This window comes from Acinetobacter sp. ANC 4805 (assembly GCF_022549495.1).
Lineage (GTDB): Bacteria > Pseudomonadota > Gammaproteobacteria > Pseudomonadales > Moraxellaceae > Acinetobacter.
On the sequence record NZ_JAKZGD010000002.1, the window covers coordinates 270,555 to 287,761 of the forward strand.

Consider the following 17,207-nt stretch of genomic DNA (forward strand, 5'->3'; position numbering starts at 1 on the left):
ATCATGACCAAAATCTTGATGATCGAAGATGATTTTATGATTGCAGAGTCTACAATGACCCTATTACGCTATCATCAGTTTGACATAGAGTGGGTCAATAATGGGGTTGACGGACTTTCCTTACTGGGCAAACAGGCTTTTGATTTGGTCTTACTTGATTTAGGTTTGCCATTGATGGATGGTATGCAAGTTTTGAGACAAATCCGTCAGCGGACATCACTTCCTGTACTGATCATCTCAGCAAGGGATCAATTGCAAAATCGTGTAGATGGTTTGAATCAGGGCGCAGATGATTACTTGATTAAACCTTATGAGTTTGATGAATTATTGGCTCGAATTCATGCATTATTGCGTAGAGGTCAGGCGGGAACTGCTCAACTGAAAAATCAGGCACAATTGTTGAAAAATGGTGATCTCACTTTAGATGTTGAGCAGCATCTAGCGACGTTTAAAGGTCAGCAAATCGAGTTATCAAATCGTGAATGGGCGATTTTAATCCCATTGGTGACACATCCGAATAAAATCTTTTCTAAAGCGAATCTTGAAGACAAGCTTTATGATTTTGACAGTGAGGTTACCAGTAATACCATTGAAGTTTATGTGCATCACTTACGTGCCAAACTAGGTAAAGACTTTATTCGGACGATTCGTGGTTTAGGTTATCGACTAGGGCAATCATAAAAATTTATGAAAATTTCTAAGCAATACTCATTAAAAAGAAGACTGATTTGGGGAACATCGATCTTTAGTCTTTTGCTTGGATGTTTATTAATTTTCACTGCCTATAAAGTTGCTTTACATGAGGTTGATGAAATACTCGATACGCAAATGCAATACATGGCTGAACGTTCAACAGCTCAGCCATTAACCACAGTTGCAAGTCGTATAGAGTTACATCGAACTTACCATGAAGAAGACTTGTTAGTTGATATATGGGCATATAAAGATCAAAGCCATTTATGGCATCAAACACATTTGTTGATTCCACCTGTAAAGCAAGCAGGTTTTTATAGCCAAGATACGCCGCAAGGCAAATGGCGAGTTTATGTGATTCCTTTAAAAGATTATCAAATACAAGTGAGTCAGCAAGAAGAAGTACGCCAGTCATTTGCATGGGAATTAGCTGGGAGTATGTTTATTCCTTATGTCATTCTATTGCCTTTTGCTATTCTGATTTTAGCTTTTATTATTCGTCTGAGTCTAAAGCCCTTAGAGGATTTCAAGACAGAATTAAAACGACGTGATTCAGAGGGTTTAAGCCCTATTGATAGTCATAGCTATCCCCAAGAACTCATCCCAACGATCGAAGAAATGAATCATTTATTCGAACGAATACAACATGCACAAACTGAGCAAAAGCAGTTTATTGCTGATGCAGCACATGAGTTACGGACACCTGTCACTGCATTAAATTTGCAAACCAAGATTCTGATTAGCCAATTTCCTGAGCATGAAGCTTTACAAAATTTGAGTAAGGGTTTAGCCCGTATTCAACATTTGGTGACACAACTATTGGCATTGGCAAAGCAAGATGTTGCATTAAGTCTGATAGAACCGAATACGCAGTTTTGTCTCAATGATGTCGCGCTGAATTGTGTTGAACAGCTTGTTAATCTGGCTATGCAGAAAGAAATTGATTTAGGCTTTGAGCGTAATGATCTAATCGAAATGCAAAGTCTTGAATCAACTGTGCATTCAATTATTTTCAACTTAATTGACAATGCGATTAAGTACACGCCAGATCAAGGTATCATTAATATTGCCGTGTATAGCGATAGTGATGATTTTGCCTGTATCCAAATTGAGGATAGTGGAGTAGGTATCGACCCCGAACAGTATGATAAAGTTTTAAAACGCTTTTATCGGGTGCATCACCATTTAGAGGTGGGGAGTGGCTTGGGACTTTCAATTGTCGATAAGGCAACACAACGATTAGGTGGAAGCCTAGTCTTATCCCGAAGTCTTGATTTAGGCGGTTTATCAGTCCTAGTACGTTTACCTAAAAAACTTTAATCGTGACATCACGTACTGTATTTGTATTGAATGACTATTTTTAAATTACGTATTTTTTTCTGATTGCTCTTTCAAATAGCGTAAGAATAAAACGCATTTCTGGATACGTTTTCCATCATTGCCAACTTTGCTGATATTGAAATTTAGAACCCACTTTAAGCGTTTTCCAACTTTACAAATGTCACTATATACTTGTGGTTCAGCAAGTAATGCACGATAAAGGATGTGGCTAGCATCGGCCAATTGTTCAAATTCAAAATGATAGGCTGTAGAGAAAATAAATAGCAACCAATCACGAACAAAGCAATCATGTAAGCTCAGTACTTCTAAAGGATCAGTTTCAAAATCAATAAAACTAAACTGGTGATTTTGATCGACTAGAATGTTTCGAGCAAATGCTTCGCTTAAATAGCCTTTTTGTGAATGAATATATTGAATTGCTTGAATCGCTTGGCTAAATAATAATGATTTTGAGGCAATATCATTTTGGCATTGGGCGAGTGCCTGATCGAGTTGGCTAACTTGGGTCTGGTGTTGTGATCCGATATCTTCGAGCAAAATCCCTTTTTCTGAAATTGCTAAAACATTTGAAGTTGAAATACCTAGAGAATTAAGCATTTGAATGCGATGATATTCACATTGAATTGCAGCAGAACCACCTCGATTGGGAACTGGTGTAATTGCACCTAAATTAAATATTTTTGCTAACCATTTGAGTGGGGTATAAAGCCACAAACCATGACGTTCAGATGCTTTCTTTAACCATACTTTATGCGAACCCAAATCATAGGCTTGTATAGAAGATTGTTGCTTAGTTAAAGAAGTTTCTAAAAATTTTTGAAAGTCATCCATTAGCAGCAAATTGTACCTAAGTGATTGTTGTGATAGCGCATGTGTCAATGCAAGTGGAAACTCACTTTATCATATTAGGACTCATTTGCGTTACAGAATTACGGTCTGCAATCAGCAAGTGATGTTTATATGTGATCATATAAACTACAAAATTTATGGCTAAACAAATCCAGCCTGTCCATAGATTATGACTTAGAAAGTGAGCACCACGCATCATTTGTGCCCAACCCATAGCAAAGCCAAGTAAGACACCTGCGAATAAATAAAACCAAGCTCTGTTGGTTTGATCAAGACGATAAACAAAATAGCCTGTGACTAAAGCAAAGCCTGTACTTGCATGCCCACCTGGAAAACAATGTCCTGCTGTTGCTGAGAAATCCCAAATAAATCCAGTCGCTGTTGGATGAGTCATATCCCAAGGGCAAGCATGAGCAGCATGAGATTTCATAAAACCAATAATGCAAGTACAGAGCATACTGACCCAAAACATATAACCATATAGCCAACGTTTAGTTTTGAGTTTCTCAACTTTAAAGGATGCACACCATAGAATGAAAAAGCTGAGATAGACTACAGTGATTATTTGTTTGACATAACTGTGGTTAAGTTTTGCAAGATACCAATCGCCTTTTAATGCAAACTCACCAAAAGTACCGACCCAAGGTTGAATTAAATAAAGATCAATTGTTCCGCCGACTGGAAACAGAAATAACAGGATAAAAAAACTAATGCACAATAAAGAGCTTGTGAGTAAAAAAAAGCGTGTTTTGAAGATCATAGTGCATGCAGTTTGGGCGGAAAAATCATGCTGCTATTTAATATTTTAAAGCTTAATTGTCTCTTAAATGCGCATAAAAAAGCGGCTTGATGTTGCTATATTTTGGAATAGGTTTATCTCTTGAAAAGCTTATTTCATGGCATATAAAAAACAAAAAAGTCACTAGATATAGAAGGGTATAAATTAAAACAGAATTAATTCATCAACTCTGTTTCTAGCGAGATATGAATGATTCCCATTCTAAAAATACACTGGAAGCTTTAATTTTGAGAGCTAATTTGGCTGTTTGATATTTGAATCTAAATTCCATGTTTGAGTGAGGATTGCCAGAATTTTATCTGTTTGTTTTTTTGAAAATAAAGAAAGTCTCAGTTGGCTTAATTTATGACGATTTTCATCCTGTGAAAAATAGATATTGGTTCGGTAATGCCAGAACTTCTTAAAATTCTGACCTAATAGCTTACGCTGCCATTCATATTTTTTAAATATATAAGGATCTATTGTTAAATAAGGTTTTTGATGTAACTCATTAATTTTTATAGCACGTGTTCTAAATAGCATTCTAATAGAAATACGTTTATTGGTGATGATTAAGCGATTGGTCAAAAAAATTGGCAGAAATAATAAGAACCATAAAAAATAGAATTTTTAAATAAAAATAGGCAAATCGGTATTCCAATGATGATATATATTAGGCCTGATAAAGAGCTAAACGGTATGGTGTTTATTAATACACTTTCGTCTTGTTCTAACTGCAATTTTATTCCCCTTAAAATTAAATGTGAATTGATTGATATTTATTTATTCTGAGCCATTTTTAAATCTTTCAAGACTTGATCCGCATGCGTCTGCGTATTCACACTACTATAGTGATACATGATTGCACCTTGTGGATTAATCAGAAAACTCTCGCGTTTGGCAATTTTGGTAATCCCGAAATTTCTAACGATGCCGAATTTTCCAGCAAGTTCGCCTTTTTCATCTGCCAAAATGGGAAACGGCAAACCTAGTTTTTGCGAAAATCTTTGATGTGAGCTGACATCATCTAGACTGACACCGAGTACAACTGCATTTGATTTTAAGAATTGAGGATAAAGTGATTTAAACTGATTAGCCTCTTGTGTACAGCCAGCAGTGTCATCTTTAGGGTAGAAATAAAGCACAATCCATTTGCCTTTATATTGATTGAGGGTGTGCCATTTTCCATTTTGGTCTTGAAGTTTAAAATCTGGTGAAGATTGTCCAACCCATTCTTTTTGTGCTGTATTTTGTTTGGAAAATATAGAATTTTGAGCCGAACTTAAACTTGGCGCACTCCATAATAAGAGTGAACTACATACAATAAGAACTTTGGATTTTATCGTATTCATCAGCGTGATCTCAAAGTGTAATAACACATACTTTAGCAAATTTAGGAATTGGATGTGTCAGAAAGTTCTTTACAGAATTTTGATCTGCTTTATATATTTCAATTGAATGATTATTTAAAAAAGAAGAGAAAAATGAATGGATGTTGGTGCGGTTCTTATTAAATTAAAAACAAATACGTTAGCGAATGTCGAAGCTTGGCAGCAAGAAATTGAACAACGTAAAGCAGAAGCGATTCAAACACTTCAGGCGGAAGGAGTAAAAGTTGAATCTTGGTTTCAACTGGAACTAGATGGAAATCATTATCTACTTGCCTATATGCGTGCAAATGATATTGCATATGCTCAGCAAGTTGCACGGAACAGCTCTTTTGATATAGATAAGGTTCATAAGCAATTTAAACAAAACTGGGAACGCGTTATTCCAGCGAAGCTTTTGGTAGATTTGGAAAATAATGACGAGAGCTAATCAGAGTATACTGGCTTAAAGTTTGAAAATTGGACAAGCGTGTGATCTATAAGATTCTACTCATCACAGGATGGGGCGGTGGTGCAGAATTATTACGACCATTACATGAAGCTTTGGCACAAAAAGGGCATATCGTTGAGCGGATTAATATTTTTAATGCCCTAAATGATGAAATCTTGCAACAGCATGTTGAACTTGCGGCAAAATTTGATGTAATTGTAGGGTGGTCGCTTGGTGGTCAGTTGGCAACCTTATTGGTCAATCAAATAGAAAAACAATATGCTGAACAGAAGATGTTAATCACTTTAGCTTCAAACCCATGTTTTGTCGCTCAACTTGATTGGTCTACAGCAATGTCTGTTGAAACCTTTATTCAGTTCACACAGTCATTTGAGCAGGATGCGATTAGTACCTTGAAGCGTTTTGGCTTATTGGTATGCCAAGGTGCGAGTTCTGCGAAAAAAGATTTTTTAGCGATGCAGAAATTGATTCGTCCACAACCGATTGCGTTATTGAAGCAAGGCTTAGCATTGTTAGAGCAGTTAAATTTGGTTGAGATATATAAAAACTATCAAGGTAGGCAGTTACATATCTTTGCTGAGCATGATGCTTTAGTTCCTTACCAAGTTGCCCAAAAAACTAAGAATTTAGTCGCAAAAAAATTATCTGTTATTTTGATCGATGGAGCTTCGCATGGTTTTCCATGTTTTATGGTAGAGCAGACTGTGCAAATAATTGAAGATTTTATTCAATAGGCGGTTTAATCTTGCTTGAATTGAAAGTTCTCGCAATATATTTTAGATTTTGACAAGTTTAAGATTATGCATATGGATTTTAAATCTGTTAGAGCGGAGTCGTGCTGAGTTTTAATTTAATTTCAGGATAAGCTTTCAGCTAGACTTACTTTGGTTTTGCCCAAAGTAAGCAAAGGCATTTGTTAAGCTGATGGTACATCCTTGATACCACAGCTTAACAGGCGGCATCCATGCCGCCTCCATGATCGTAGACACTGCCATGAATTTAATTGGCTTAGGATGAGGAGTAAATAAAGGATGACAGACCCATTTGATTTAGAACATATATGGCATCCCTATACTTCGATGTTAAATCCACTGCCAACCTTTAAAGTGAAACGTGCTTACGGTGCAACGATTGAATTAGAAGATGGTCGAACTTTGGTTGATGGCATGTCGTCATGGTGGTGTGCAATTCATGGCTATAACCATCCTGAACTGAATCAAGCAGTTTCAGATCAATTACAAAACATGGCGCATATCATGTTCGGTGGTTTGACCCATGAACCTGCGATTGAATTGGGTAAGCTCTTATTAAAAATTATGCCGCCGAGTTTAGATAAAATTTTCTATGCAGACTCAGGTTCAGTTGCAGTTGAAGTCGCTTTAAAAATGGCAGTTCAGTACTGGTCTTCAAAGAAGGAGACTGCACTGAATCAACCAGAGAAAACCAACTTTATTACCACGCGTTCTGGCTATCATGGCGATACATGGAATGCGATGTCTGTCTGTGATCCAGTCACGGGGATGCATCAGATTTTTGGCACAAGTTTACCGAATCGAATCTTTGTACCCGCGCCACAAAGTCGATTTGATGGAGAATGGAATCCGCAAGATATTCATGAACTCAAGCAGCAAATTGAACAGCATCATCACCGTATTGCTGCACTGATCATCGAACCGATTGTACAGGGTGCAGGCGGAATGCGTTTTTACCATCCTGAATATTTGCGCCAAGCTAAAGCTTTGTGTGAGCAATATAATATATTGTTAATTTTCGATGAGATCGCAACAGGTTTTGGGCGCACGGGTAAAATGTTTGCTTGGGAACATGCGCAAGTTGAACCTGATATCATGTGTATTGGTAAAGGTTTGACAGGCGGTTATATGACGCTGTCCGCAACATTAACTACAAAGGATGTCGCTGAAACCATTAGTCGTGGCGAAGCAGGTGTATTTATGCATGGCCCAACTTTTATGGCGAATCCATTGGCCTGTGCGGTTGCTTTGAGAAGTACCCAATTATTGTTAGAACAGGGTTGGCAAGCCAATATTCAACGGATTGAAAAGATTCTCACTGAACAATTAACCGATTTAGCACAGCTTGAGCATGTTGCTGACGTGCGGGTTCTAGGTGCGATCGGAGTGGTGGAGTTAATCACTAATGTTGATATGAAAACCTTACAGCAACAGTTTGTTGAACGGGGTATTTGGGTACGACCATTTGGAAAATTGATCTACGTGATGCCGCCGTATGTGATCACAGATGATGAACTCCATTATTTATTAGCACAGATGAGTGAAGTCGTGAAAAATATGCAAGGAGCAAATAGCAATGTCCTTGCTTGATCATTATGCCGAGCAGCTTGAGCAACTCAAACAGCAAGGTAATTTCCGCCAATTTACGTCAAATCAACAGCAGGGACGATGGATCACGATTCAAGATCGAACCATGTTGAATCTAGCGTCCAATGATTATTTAGGTTTGGCTGCTGATTTAAGTTTAAGAGAAGAATTTCTTGATACGTTGAACATCGAACGGGCGCTATTTAGTTCATCTTCGTCACGATTATTGACGGGTAATTTTGCAGAATATGAACAATTTGAAAATAGCCTAAGCAAAGCATTTGGTCGTGCTGCCTTGCTATTCAATAGTGGCTATCACATGAATATCGGTATTTTACCTGCATTAGCGGATAGTAAAACCATCATTCTTGCCGATAAATTGGTACATGCCAGTATGATTGATGGTATTCGTCTGTCGACTGCTCAATATGTGCGTTATCGGCATAACGATTTGCAACATTTGGAACAGCTGTTGCAAAAGTATCATCAAGATGAGCAAATTGAACGTGTCATTGTGGTGACTGAAAGTATTTTTAGTATGGATGGCGATGAAACGGATTTGGCCGCATTGGCTCAGTTAAAACAACGCTTTGCCAAAACCATGCTGTATGTCGATGAAGCACATGCAATTGGGGTTAGGGGGGAGCAAGGTCTTGGCTGTGCTGAGCAATATGGCGTATTAAACCAGATTGATTTCTTAGTTGGAACCTTTGGTAAAGCGATTGCTTCGATAGGTGGTTATATTATTTGTGATCCGATTATTCGTGATTATTTGATTAATAAAATGCGCCCATTGATCTTCAGTACTGCATTACCTCCGATCTCGATGGCATGGTCAGACTTTATCTTTAATAAAGTTCTAAACATGCAACAGCAACGCCATCATTTGGCGGAAATCAGCCAGTATTTACAACAGGCGGTGATTGCAAAAGGTTTCTCAAGTCCATCCAGCAGTCATATCATTCCAATTATTGTTGGAGAAAGTCAGGCTGCAATCGAAAAAGCACGCTATGTACAGCAGCAAGGTTTTTATGCCATGCCAGTGCGTCCACCAACAGTTCCGCAGAATAGTTCACGCTTGCGTATTTCATTAACGTCTATGGTTCAAAAAGCAGAATTAGAAAAATTGGTGGAATGTTTGTGAGTGTCGATAAAGCATTAGTCGCGCAACGTTTTGCCAAAGCAGGGCAAAGTTACGTTGAGCATGCTGTAGTGCAAAAGCAAATTAGTGCGCAGTTATTTGAATATCTTAAACAATATTGTCCACAGTTTTTGCCATCCGTACTTGAAATCGGTTGCGGTTCTGGCAATTTAACGCATTTATTTGAGTCCTATTTTCAGGTCGAGCAACTGTACTTAAATGATCTATATGCAGATGTCGATCAGCATTTTCTAAATCTAAAATCCCCTCACTTGCGAAGTGATACTTCTCACCCCTTTGTTAAGGGAAGACCTAAAGTTGATTGGTTGATCGGAGATATTGAGCAGCTCACTTTACCCCAGTCTTTAGATGCAGTGATTTCCAGTTCTGCTTTGCAGTGGATGATTGATTTGCCTGCATTATTGCAGCGGATTCACAACGCTTTAAAGCCCAATACTTATTTCGGTTTTTCAACATTTGGGGTGAAAAATTTAATTGAGATCAAGCAACTGACAGGACAAGGCTTAAATTATTATTCTTTAGAGGCATTACAACAACAATTACAAGAAAATGGTTTTGAAATCTTGTTGATACAGCAAGCGTCTAAACAGGTGTACTTTGATCATCCTAAATCTGTATTGCAGCATTTAAAAGCAACAGGCGTGACCGCAACGGCTACATCACATCGTTGGACCAAACAATCCTTGCAGCAATTTTATTCAGATTATCAACAGTTTTATGATGAGCAGGGTTTTCGCCTGACTTATCATCCGATTTATGTGATTGCGCGGAGAACAGCATGAGTGCAGCAATTTATTTTGTCAGTGGTATTGATACTGAAATTGGTAAAACTTATGCCACAGGCTATCTCGCTAAACTTTGGACTGAGCAAGGACAGCGTGTTATCACTCAGAAGTTGGTGCAAACGGGCAATATAGATATATCTGAAGATATTCAAAAACACCGTGAAATTATGGGTAGTGGCTGGTTTCAGGAAGATCATGAAAAGTTGACCATGCCTGAAATTTTTACCTATCCAGCCTCTCCGCATTTAGCCACACGTTTGGATGGACGAGATTTAGATTTCGCGAAAATTGAAGCTGCAACCAAAGAATTGGCGCAACGGTTTGAGGTGGTGTTGTTAGAAGGTGCGGGTGGTTTGATGGTGCCTTTAACTACAGAGTTGTTGACGATTGATTATATCGTTCAGCATCAATTTCCTGTGATTTTAGTGACTTCTGGGCGTTTAGGCAGTATTAATCATACCTTATTGAGTTTGGAAGCCTTAAAGCAGCGTGGTTTGAGTTTGCATGCTTTGGTGTATAACTTAAAAGATGAGTCGAAAGATCCACTTATTTCGAAAGATACCGCAGATTATTTAAAAGATTATTTGGCAAAGCATTTTCCTGATGCTCAATGGATTGAGTTGGAAAAATTCTAATTTAATTCATTAAATTTAGAATTTTATTCAATAGAGGGAACCACAGTGTCTTCCTAAGTTTTCTCAAATGAATACCACATTGTCTTACTTTTCAGGGATGATGAGCTGTGACTGTAACAGCGCAAGGCAAAATCCTTTGTAGGGCTGACTATATCCTTATACCGCAGCCCTACGGGCGGCATCCATGCCGCCGTCACGATAGCTAATAGATTTTGGAAGCCATTTAACTAATAAATTTAAGGTGACTAACAATGAATAAAAAGAATTTTATTTTTATACCCCTCTGTCTGTCAGGTCTAATCTCGACAACTCATGCTGCCATACCTAATGATAAAACCATCATTAGTTGGATCACTAATTTACAAGATTCAAATGCCAATCCACCTCAAGCCATTCAGATTGATTCAACCGAAGCCGTAAAACTGATCTCAGGTGAAGAAGCCTATTTATCGGGTGTGAGTTTTGAAAATGCAGGACGTAATTTTTGGGCTGGCTATGTGTTAACCCGTCCAAAATTAAAACAGGCTCGAATCTTAAAAGAGTTTGGTGGTCAATCAAATAGCTTTAAAGTGCATTCTACCGTGTATAAAGGCAAACCGATTCAACTAATCGAAATTGAAAGTGCAGGCTCAGGACAGGGTACGGTTGAATCCAGTAAAAGCTTGGTTTATTTAAATCAATGGACGAGTAAACTCATTACAGAGGTCGAAGAATCTTCTTATGGTGGGCGCTATGATGAAAAGTTAGGAGCAGAAGATTGCCGTACAGGGCGAGATCATTCAGGCTATTTAAATGTGATGCCTTATTCACCTTATGTGATTCGAACGACGGTGACAGGAGATGCTTGTAATAATAAACCGCAAGGTTATAAGGTGAGCAGTAAACTTATTCCTGTTGTGATTGGTGAAATAAAATAGATAAAACAAGAGTATGTTTGGATTGCTTGTTAAATTTTTTAGAAGAAATAATGGTTTGATAAAAATACTGAATTATTAAATAGTTAAAGTAAGTTTATTTATAAAGTTGAATACAATCTAAAAGTCGAGTATTTATTAAAAAACAATGATGTGAGCAGTGAGTTGAAGTCAATATTTTTTAAGGTTGCATTGGTATCAACTATTGTTGCTGCGATGCCGATTGGATTTGCAAAAACGCCTGCTCAAGCAGAAAAAGTGCTTCGTGTTGCTTTTCCTGCGCCTGATGATGGCTTTGATATGGTCAAAACCTTTAATTTCTATAGCGGTAATGTTGCTGATGTGATTTTCGAACGCTTAGTTCAATATGATTATTTAGCAAATCCAGTGAAATTAGTTCCTGCAACTGCTCAGAGTTTACCGACTATTGAAAAAAATGGGCAAGTTTATACTTTTAAAATAAAGTCGGGCATTTACTTCACCGATGATCCAGCCTTCAAAGGAAAGCGTCGAGAGTTGGTTGCAGAAGACTATGTTTATTCGATTAAGCGCATTTTAGATCCTAAAAATCATGCGCCTTCTTTTTCTTTTATTGATAACAAATTGGTTGGGGCAAATGCTCTCGTTGAGCAAGCCAATAAAACAGGTCGTTTTGACTATGATGCTAAGATTGAAGGTATAAAAGCATTAGATAAATATACAATTCAATTTAAGCTGACCCAACCTGATTATAATTTTCCTTATATTCTTGCCTATAGCACATTTGGAGCGACGGCTAGAGAAGTAGTTGAATATTATAAAGATCAGTTAGGCATGCATCCTGTTGGAACAGGGCCTTATATGCTGAGTCGATATGTACCACGTAGCAAGATTGAACTGATTGCCAATCCTGATTATCGAGGTTTTGTTTGGAATTTTAAATCGACAGGCACAGCTTGGGATAACCAACTCGTCAAGCAAATGAGTGGTAAGCCTATGCCACAAATTGGCAAAGTGAATATTAGTATTATTGAAGAAGAACAATCACGTTGGTTGGCATTTCAATCGAAACAATTGGATTTCGATACTTTAACTTCAAGTGCAATTCCTAAAGCTTTAGATCAAAATAATCAATTGAATGCTGCGATGCAACAAAAAGGAATTCGCCTTTATGCCAACAAAGAGGCAGAAGTCACTTATACCATGTTCAATATGCGTGATCCTATTGTTGGCGGAAATAGCTTAGATAAGATCGCATTAAGACGTGCAATTGTGATGTCTTTTAATCTGAATGAATATATTCGCATTCTAAGAAAAGGGCAGGCTGTTAGAGCTGAGATGTTAGTGCCCGCGGGTGTAAATGGGCATAACCCGAATTATCGCAGCAGTATTGGTTATAACCCTGTTTTAGCCAATAAATTGCTTGATCATTTTGGCTATAAAAAAGGAACGGATGGCTATCGCCATTTTCCAAATGGCAAGGCTTTAACTTTAAAAATCAATACAGAAAGTGGTTCTTCTTCAGTGATGTATTCTGAACTTTGGAAGAAAAGTTTAGATGCAATTGGAATACGAGCCGATTTTAAAGTGAGTAATTTTGCCGATAACTTAAAAGCAGCAACTCAGTGTCAATATATGATGTGGGGTGGAGCATGGCATGCAGACTATCCAGAGGGTGAGAATTTTACTCAGTTATTGTACGGCGCAAATATTGGTCGTGGAAATCAATCATGTTATAAATCGGCTGCTTATGATGGCTTATATCAACAAGCGATGAAATTAGCGCCTGATCAACGTACACCATTCTATGAAAAAATGAGTCGACAAGTTGAAGCGGATAACCCTTGGATTTTGCAAGATACACGCATTAGAAACTGGGTAATTCAACCAGAGGTGCAGGGATTTAAAGCGCATCCAATTATGAATACCAATTGGCAATATTTGGATATTGCACCCTCACAGCAAAATAAATAATGAGTTCAGGATGAAGCAAAATTTCAAATATTCAATGCCAAGTTATGCTCTAGCTCTGCTATTCGGCACAACATTAAGTGCGAGTGCATGCTATACACAAGCAAAAAGTCCAGCTAATCCGAATAAAGTGTTACGTTATGCTTTTCCCGTGGCTGAGACTGGATTTGATCCTGTCGCAGTACAAGATTTATATTCAGCGCATATTTTGTATTCAGTATTTGAAACGTTATATACCTATGACTATTTAGCTTCACCCGCAAAACTGATTCCAAATACAGCGGTGGCTTTGCCAGAAGTAAGTACCGATGGTTTGACCTATACCATTCGAATAAAAAAAGGGATTTATTTCAGCCCTGATCCTGTATTTAAAGGTAAAGCGAGAGAATTAACTGCAGCAGACTATGCCTATTCTTTTAAACGTTTGCTCGATCCAAATTTGCATTCACCCAACAGTTGGTTGTTTGAAGATAGAATTACGGGTTTTGATGCCGTGATTCAGCAGGCAGCTAAAACTGGAAAATTTAACTATGATCAGCCAATTAGCGGTTTACAAACACCTGATCGTTATACCTTGGTGATTCGATTAAAAGAGCCAAATTATAATTTTCCAATGTTACTTGCACATCAGCCAACAGGTGCAGTCGCGCGTGAAGTGATTGAACACTATCGTGATAAAGCAGGCTATGCGATGGGACATCCTGTGGGGACAGGTCCTTATGTTCTTGCACAATGGACACCAGGTTCGCGTATTATTTTGAAAGCAAATCCTGATTATCGCGGTTACACATGGAATTTTAAAGCGACCCATCCTGAAGATCAGAAAATCGTACAGCAAATGCAAGGCAAAAAAATGCCGCAGATTGGTGTGGTCGATATTCAGGTGATTGAAGAATCACAGTCAGGATGGTTGTCGTTCCAAAAAGATGGGCTAGATATATTTACGTTAGATGGTGAATTACCTGCACAAGCTTTAAAAGATGGTCAGTTAAAGCCAGAGTTAGCAAAAAAAGGGATTCAACTTTCACGTATTGCTGACCCTTCAATTGATTACTTGTATTGGAATATACAAAATCCTGTGGTGGGTGGCGTGAGTAAAGAGAAAATTGCTTTGCGCCGTGCAATGGTGATGGCAATTTCCAAAGAGAAATTTATCAGCATTTTAGCCAAAGGGAACGCCAAAAAATTAGAATCGCCGATTCCTTATGGTGTCGCGGGGCATGATCCCAATTATAAAAGCAGCATTCCATATTCAGTAAAAGCAGCAAATTTATTACTTGATCGTTATAACTACAACGTGGGCAAAGATGGTTGGCGGATGTTGCCGAATGGCAAGCCACTGGTGATTGAATTTATGCCATCGAGTAGTAGTGCACGAAGTATGCAGATGGCTGAACTCCTAAAGAAAGAATTAGCCAATATTAAAGTCAATATGGTTTCTAAACCTGTGCCTTTTGCGGAAGGTTTAAAGGCTGAAAAACAATGTAAAACCATGTTTAAGGCTTCTGCTTGGATTGCAGACTATCCTGATGCAGATAACTTTGTACAGTTGTTTTATGGCAACAATATTCATGCCACCAACCATACTTGTTTTAAATTGCCAGAATATGATCGTTTATATGAACAGTCATTGAAACTTGCTGATGGCCCTGAACGTGATTTGTTATATCGTAAAATGTCACGATTGCTAGAGTTTTATGCCCCTGTACAATTTATGTCGACTCGTTACCGTACTGTCGTGGCACAACCTCGAGTGATTGGCTATAAAAAACACCCAATTCTGCCCGCAGAGTGGATGTATATCGATATTCAACAAAACAAACCATAGTGTCGAAAGAAGGTTCGTGAGAAACCTAAACAATATATGAATGAAATTAAATTGGAGAGAAATAATAATGGCGAAGAGCATGTTGAAACAATCGACGCTGGGTCTGTTATCTATGGTAATGACAGGGATGAGCCAAGGTGTATGGGCAGAGAATACAACTGCGACTCTACCTCTTTTCAAACTGAATGATAGTGCAGAATGGTGTGATGCGAATTTACAAAATTTACAACAGCGTATTTCTCAATTAGAAAAACAATCTATTCAACCGCAATCTATAGCGGCACCTATTCTAGCTGAATGGGATCAATTGATGGCGAGTTTTGAAGACTTCGCAGGACCAATTAGCTTATATAGTAATGTGGATCCCGATGCGAAATTTCGTAAGACTGCTGATGATTGTGAAGTAAAAATCAATCAGTTGCAGACTGAAATTTATCAGAACCCCAAATTGTATCAACGGATTAAAAATACTAAAACAACAGATCCAATTGATCGTAAATATCGTCAAGATATTCTTGATCAATTTGAAGATACAGGGGTGCAGCTTGCACCTGAAAAACGAGCACGTTTAAAAAATATATTGGATGAGCTCACCAAACTTTCGCAAGAGTTCTCCCGTAATGTCCGTGATAATCCTGAGAAATTAGAATTCACGCCAGCCGAATTAAAGGGGCTACCTGAAAGTTATATTTCAGGCTTAAAGAAAAATGACAAAGGCAATTATTTATTAGGTTTCGACTATCCTGAATATCAACCTTTTATGGAGTTGGCTGACAGTGATGATGCTCGAAAACGTTATCAAACCGCATTTACACGTCGCGGCACAGAAAAAAACCTAACTTTACTTAAACAAATTATTGATTTGCGCTATGAACAGGCACAACTATTTGGTCAATCAAGCTATGCCGATTGGGCTTTAAAAAAACGCATGGCGAAAAATCCGAAGACGGTAAATCATTTTTTGGCGGATGTGCATAACGTGGTTGCGCCTTTAGAACAAAAAGAGGTAGAAGAACTGCGCGCTTTTAAAGCCAAAAGTTTGAAAATAAGCTTAGATCAAGCTGAAATTAACCGTTGGAATATGGCGTATTGGAGTGAAAAACTCCGTAAAGACAAATATCAGGTTGACCAAGAAAAACTCCGTGATTATTTCCCAACACTCGCTGCACAAAAATGGTTGTTTGCGATTTCTGAAAATTTATATGGTATTCAGTTTAAAGCCGCTAAAGTCGATGCATGGCAAGAAGAAGTCGAATATTACGATGTCATAGACCAAAAAACTGGTGAAATACTGGGTAGCTTATATATGGATAAGTTCCCACGTGAAGGTAAATATGGGCATGCTGCGGTATGGGGCGTATATGGTGGTAGTACGCTAAGTAAACGTAAACCAATTTCAGTATTAGTGACCAACTTTAATCGCAAAGGTTTAAATGGTGATGAACTTGAAACCTTTGTACATGAGTTTGGTCATGCATTACATGGCATTTTATCGAGAACCCGTTACTCAGGTCAGTCCGGTACTTCTGTGGAGCGTGACTTTGTTGAAGCACCCTCACAAATGTATGAAGAATGGGCACGCCGTAAGGAAACTTTGTCTAAAGTGGCTGACTATTGTGATCCGGCTTGTCCACGTGTTGATGATGCATTAATTCAGCGTCTTAAATCAGTACACAATTATGGGCGTGGTCTACGTTATGCTCGTCAAACGCTTTATGCACAGTACGATATGGCTTTGCATGGTGCAGATGCACTGAAAGTACAGCCAATGGATGTGTGGAAAAAAATGGAATCCGCAACCGCATTGGGTTATGTCCCAACGACTGAATTTCCTGGGCAGTTTGGACATCTGATGGGATATCAAGCGGGCTACTATGGTTATATGTGGTCTGAAGTCTTGGCTCTGGATATGTTGTCTGCTTTTGGGGATAACTTGAATAATCCTGAAGTGGGTCAGCGTTACCGCCAAACGATCTTATCTCAAGGCAGTCAAAAGAATGCAGCTCAACTGGTCAAAGATTTCTTAGGCAGAGAACCCGATAACAAAGCCTTCTTTAGTGAAATTACAGGTCAACGGGTTAAATAAGGATTTGC

The 17,207-nt window shown here is 38.3% G+C and carries 16 protein-coding genes; 12 read left to right on the plus strand and 4 right to left on the minus strand.

Going from position 1 to position 17,207, the window contains the following annotated elements:
- Window positions 1-3 precede the first annotated feature (3 nt).
- The gene (locus tag MMP60_RS03895; RefSeq protein ID WP_241335056.1) at window positions 4-681 is read left to right on the plus strand and encodes a response regulator transcription factor; all 678 of its coding nucleotides are present in this window, start codon (window positions 4-6) and stop codon (window positions 679-681) included.
- A gap of 6 nt (window positions 682-687) precedes the next feature.
- Window positions 688-2,013 (plus strand): ATP-binding protein, encoded by a 1,326-nt coding sequence (locus MMP60_RS03900; protein ID WP_241335057.1) that lies wholly within the window; start codon window positions 688-690, stop codon window positions 2,011-2,013.
- A gap of 45 nt (window positions 2,014-2,058) precedes the next feature.
- On the opposite strand, the gene MMP60_RS03905 is transcribed toward MMP60_RS03900, so the two are convergent.
- The 4 genes from MMP60_RS03905 to MMP60_RS03920 form a co-directional block, all read right to left on the minus strand.
- On the minus strand, window positions 2,059-2,865 hold the full coding sequence (locus MMP60_RS03905; RefSeq protein ID WP_241335058.1) for a serine/threonine protein kinase: 807 nt from the start codon (window positions 2,863-2,865) through the stop codon (window positions 2,059-2,061).
- Between the two features lie 61 nt (window positions 2,866-2,926).
- Window positions 2,927-3,643: a phosphatase PAP2 family protein gene (locus MMP60_RS03910; protein ID WP_241335059.1), complete on the minus strand. Its 717-nt coding sequence runs from the start codon at window positions 3,641-3,643 to the stop codon at window positions 2,927-2,929.
- Between the two features lie 273 nt (window positions 3,644-3,916).
- Window positions 3,917-4,249, minus strand: coding sequence for a hypothetical protein (locus MMP60_RS03915; protein WP_241335060.1), 333 nt, complete (start codon window positions 4,247-4,249; stop codon window positions 3,917-3,919).
- 191 nt (window positions 4,250-4,440) lie between these two features.
- The gene (locus tag MMP60_RS03920) at window positions 4,441-5,016 is read right to left on the minus strand and encodes a peroxiredoxin (RefSeq protein WP_241335177.1); all 576 of its coding nucleotides are present in this window, start codon (window positions 5,014-5,016) and stop codon (window positions 4,441-4,443) included.
- Between the two features lie 133 nt (window positions 5,017-5,149).
- Between MMP60_RS03920 and MMP60_RS03925 the strand changes: the two genes are divergently transcribed.
- The 10 genes from MMP60_RS03925 (at window position 5,150) to MMP60_RS03970 (ending at window position 17,199) form a co-directional block, all read left to right on the plus strand.
- Window positions 5,150-5,479, plus strand: coding sequence for a DUF6176 family protein (locus MMP60_RS03925; RefSeq protein ID WP_018677888.1), 330 nt, complete (start codon window positions 5,150-5,152; stop codon window positions 5,477-5,479).
- A 41-nt stretch (window positions 5,480-5,520) separates the two neighbouring features.
- Complete coding sequence (locus tag MMP60_RS03930) at window positions 5,521-6,234, plus strand: hydrolase (RefSeq protein WP_241335061.1); 714 nt, start codon at window positions 5,521-5,523, stop codon at window positions 6,232-6,234.
- Window positions 6,235-6,531: 297 nt separating this feature from the next.
- Entirely contained in the window at window positions 6,532-7,842 is a 1,311-nt protein-coding gene (bioA, locus tag MMP60_RS03935) for an adenosylmethionine--8-amino-7-oxononanoate transaminase (RefSeq protein WP_241335062.1), read from the plus strand.
- Window positions 7,829-8,983, plus strand: coding sequence for an 8-amino-7-oxononanoate synthase (locus MMP60_RS03940; RefSeq protein ID WP_241335063.1), 1,155 nt, complete (start codon window positions 7,829-7,831; stop codon window positions 8,981-8,983). Before bioA ends, MMP60_RS03940 begins: the two co-directional genes overlap by 14 nt.
- The gene (gene bioC / locus MMP60_RS03945; RefSeq protein ID WP_241335064.1) at window positions 8,980-9,783 is read left to right on the plus strand and encodes a malonyl-ACP O-methyltransferase BioC; all 804 of its coding nucleotides are present in this window, start codon (window positions 8,980-8,982) and stop codon (window positions 9,781-9,783) included. Before MMP60_RS03940 ends, bioC begins: the two co-directional genes overlap by 4 nt.
- Window positions 9,780-10,421 (plus strand): dethiobiotin synthase, encoded by a 642-nt coding sequence (gene bioD, locus MMP60_RS03950; protein ID WP_241335065.1) that lies wholly within the window; start codon window positions 9,780-9,782, stop codon window positions 10,419-10,421. Before bioC ends, bioD begins: the two co-directional genes overlap by 4 nt.
- A gap of 251 nt (window positions 10,422-10,672) precedes the next feature.
- Window positions 10,673-11,338 carry a hypothetical protein gene (locus MMP60_RS03955; protein ID WP_241335066.1) on the plus strand — a complete coding sequence of 222 codons (666 nt, stop codon included), beginning with the start codon at window positions 10,673-10,675 and terminating at the stop codon, window positions 11,336-11,338.
- A 162-nt stretch (window positions 11,339-11,500) separates the two neighbouring features.
- Window positions 11,501-13,288 carry an ABC transporter substrate-binding protein gene (locus MMP60_RS03960; protein WP_241335067.1) on the plus strand — a complete coding sequence of 596 codons (1,788 nt, stop codon included), beginning with the start codon at window positions 11,501-11,503 and terminating at the stop codon, window positions 13,286-13,288.
- Window positions 13,289-13,298: 10 nt separating this feature from the next.
- Window positions 13,299-15,113 (plus strand): ABC transporter substrate-binding protein, encoded by a 1,815-nt coding sequence (locus MMP60_RS03965; protein ID WP_241335068.1) that lies wholly within the window; start codon window positions 13,299-13,301, stop codon window positions 15,111-15,113.
- A 67-nt stretch (window positions 15,114-15,180) separates the two neighbouring features.
- Window positions 15,181-17,199 (plus strand): M3 family metallopeptidase, encoded by a 2,019-nt coding sequence (locus MMP60_RS03970; protein WP_241335069.1) that lies wholly within the window; start codon window positions 15,181-15,183, stop codon window positions 17,197-17,199.
- Window positions 17,200-17,207 lie beyond the last annotated feature (8 nt).

What these genes read in the sequence shown, in the direction of transcription:
- MMP60_RS03940 (WP_241335063.1), top strand. Translation starts at nt 7,829, where the DNA reads ATGTCCTTGCTTGATCATTATGCCGAGCAGCTTGAGCAACTCAAACAG.
- MMP60_RS03925 (WP_018677888.1), top strand. Translation starts at nt 5,150, where the DNA reads ATGGATGTTGGTGCGGTTCTTATTAAATTAAAAACAAATACGTTAGCG.
- MMP60_RS03905 (WP_241335058.1), bottom strand. Translation starts at nt 2,865, where the DNA reads ATGGATGACTTTCAAAAATTTTTAGAAACTTCTTTAACTAAGCAACAA.
- MMP60_RS03910 (WP_241335059.1), bottom strand. Translation starts at nt 3,643, where the DNA reads ATGATCTTCAAAACACGCTTTTTTTTACTCACAAGCTCTTTATTGTGC.
- bioA (WP_241335062.1), top strand. Translation starts at nt 6,532, where the DNA reads ATGACAGACCCATTTGATTTAGAACATATATGGCATCCCTATACTTCG.
- MMP60_RS03955 (WP_241335066.1), top strand. Translation starts at nt 10,673, where the DNA reads ATGAATAAAAAGAATTTTATTTTTATACCCCTCTGTCTGTCAGGTCTA.
- MMP60_RS03970 (WP_241335069.1), top strand. Translation starts at nt 15,181, where the DNA reads ATGGCGAAGAGCATGTTGAAACAATCGACGCTGGGTCTGTTATCTATG.
- MMP60_RS03895 (WP_241335056.1), top strand. Translation starts at nt 4, where the DNA reads ATGACCAAAATCTTGATGATCGAAGATGATTTTATGATTGCAGAGTCT.
- MMP60_RS03965 (WP_241335068.1), top strand. Translation starts at nt 13,299, where the DNA reads ATGAAGCAAAATTTCAAATATTCAATGCCAAGTTATGCTCTAGCTCTG.
- MMP60_RS03900 (WP_241335057.1), top strand. Translation starts at nt 688, where the DNA reads ATGAAAATTTCTAAGCAATACTCATTAAAAAGAAGACTGATTTGGGGA.
- bioD (WP_241335065.1), top strand. Translation starts at nt 9,780, where the DNA reads ATGAGTGCAGCAATTTATTTTGTCAGTGGTATTGATACTGAAATTGGT.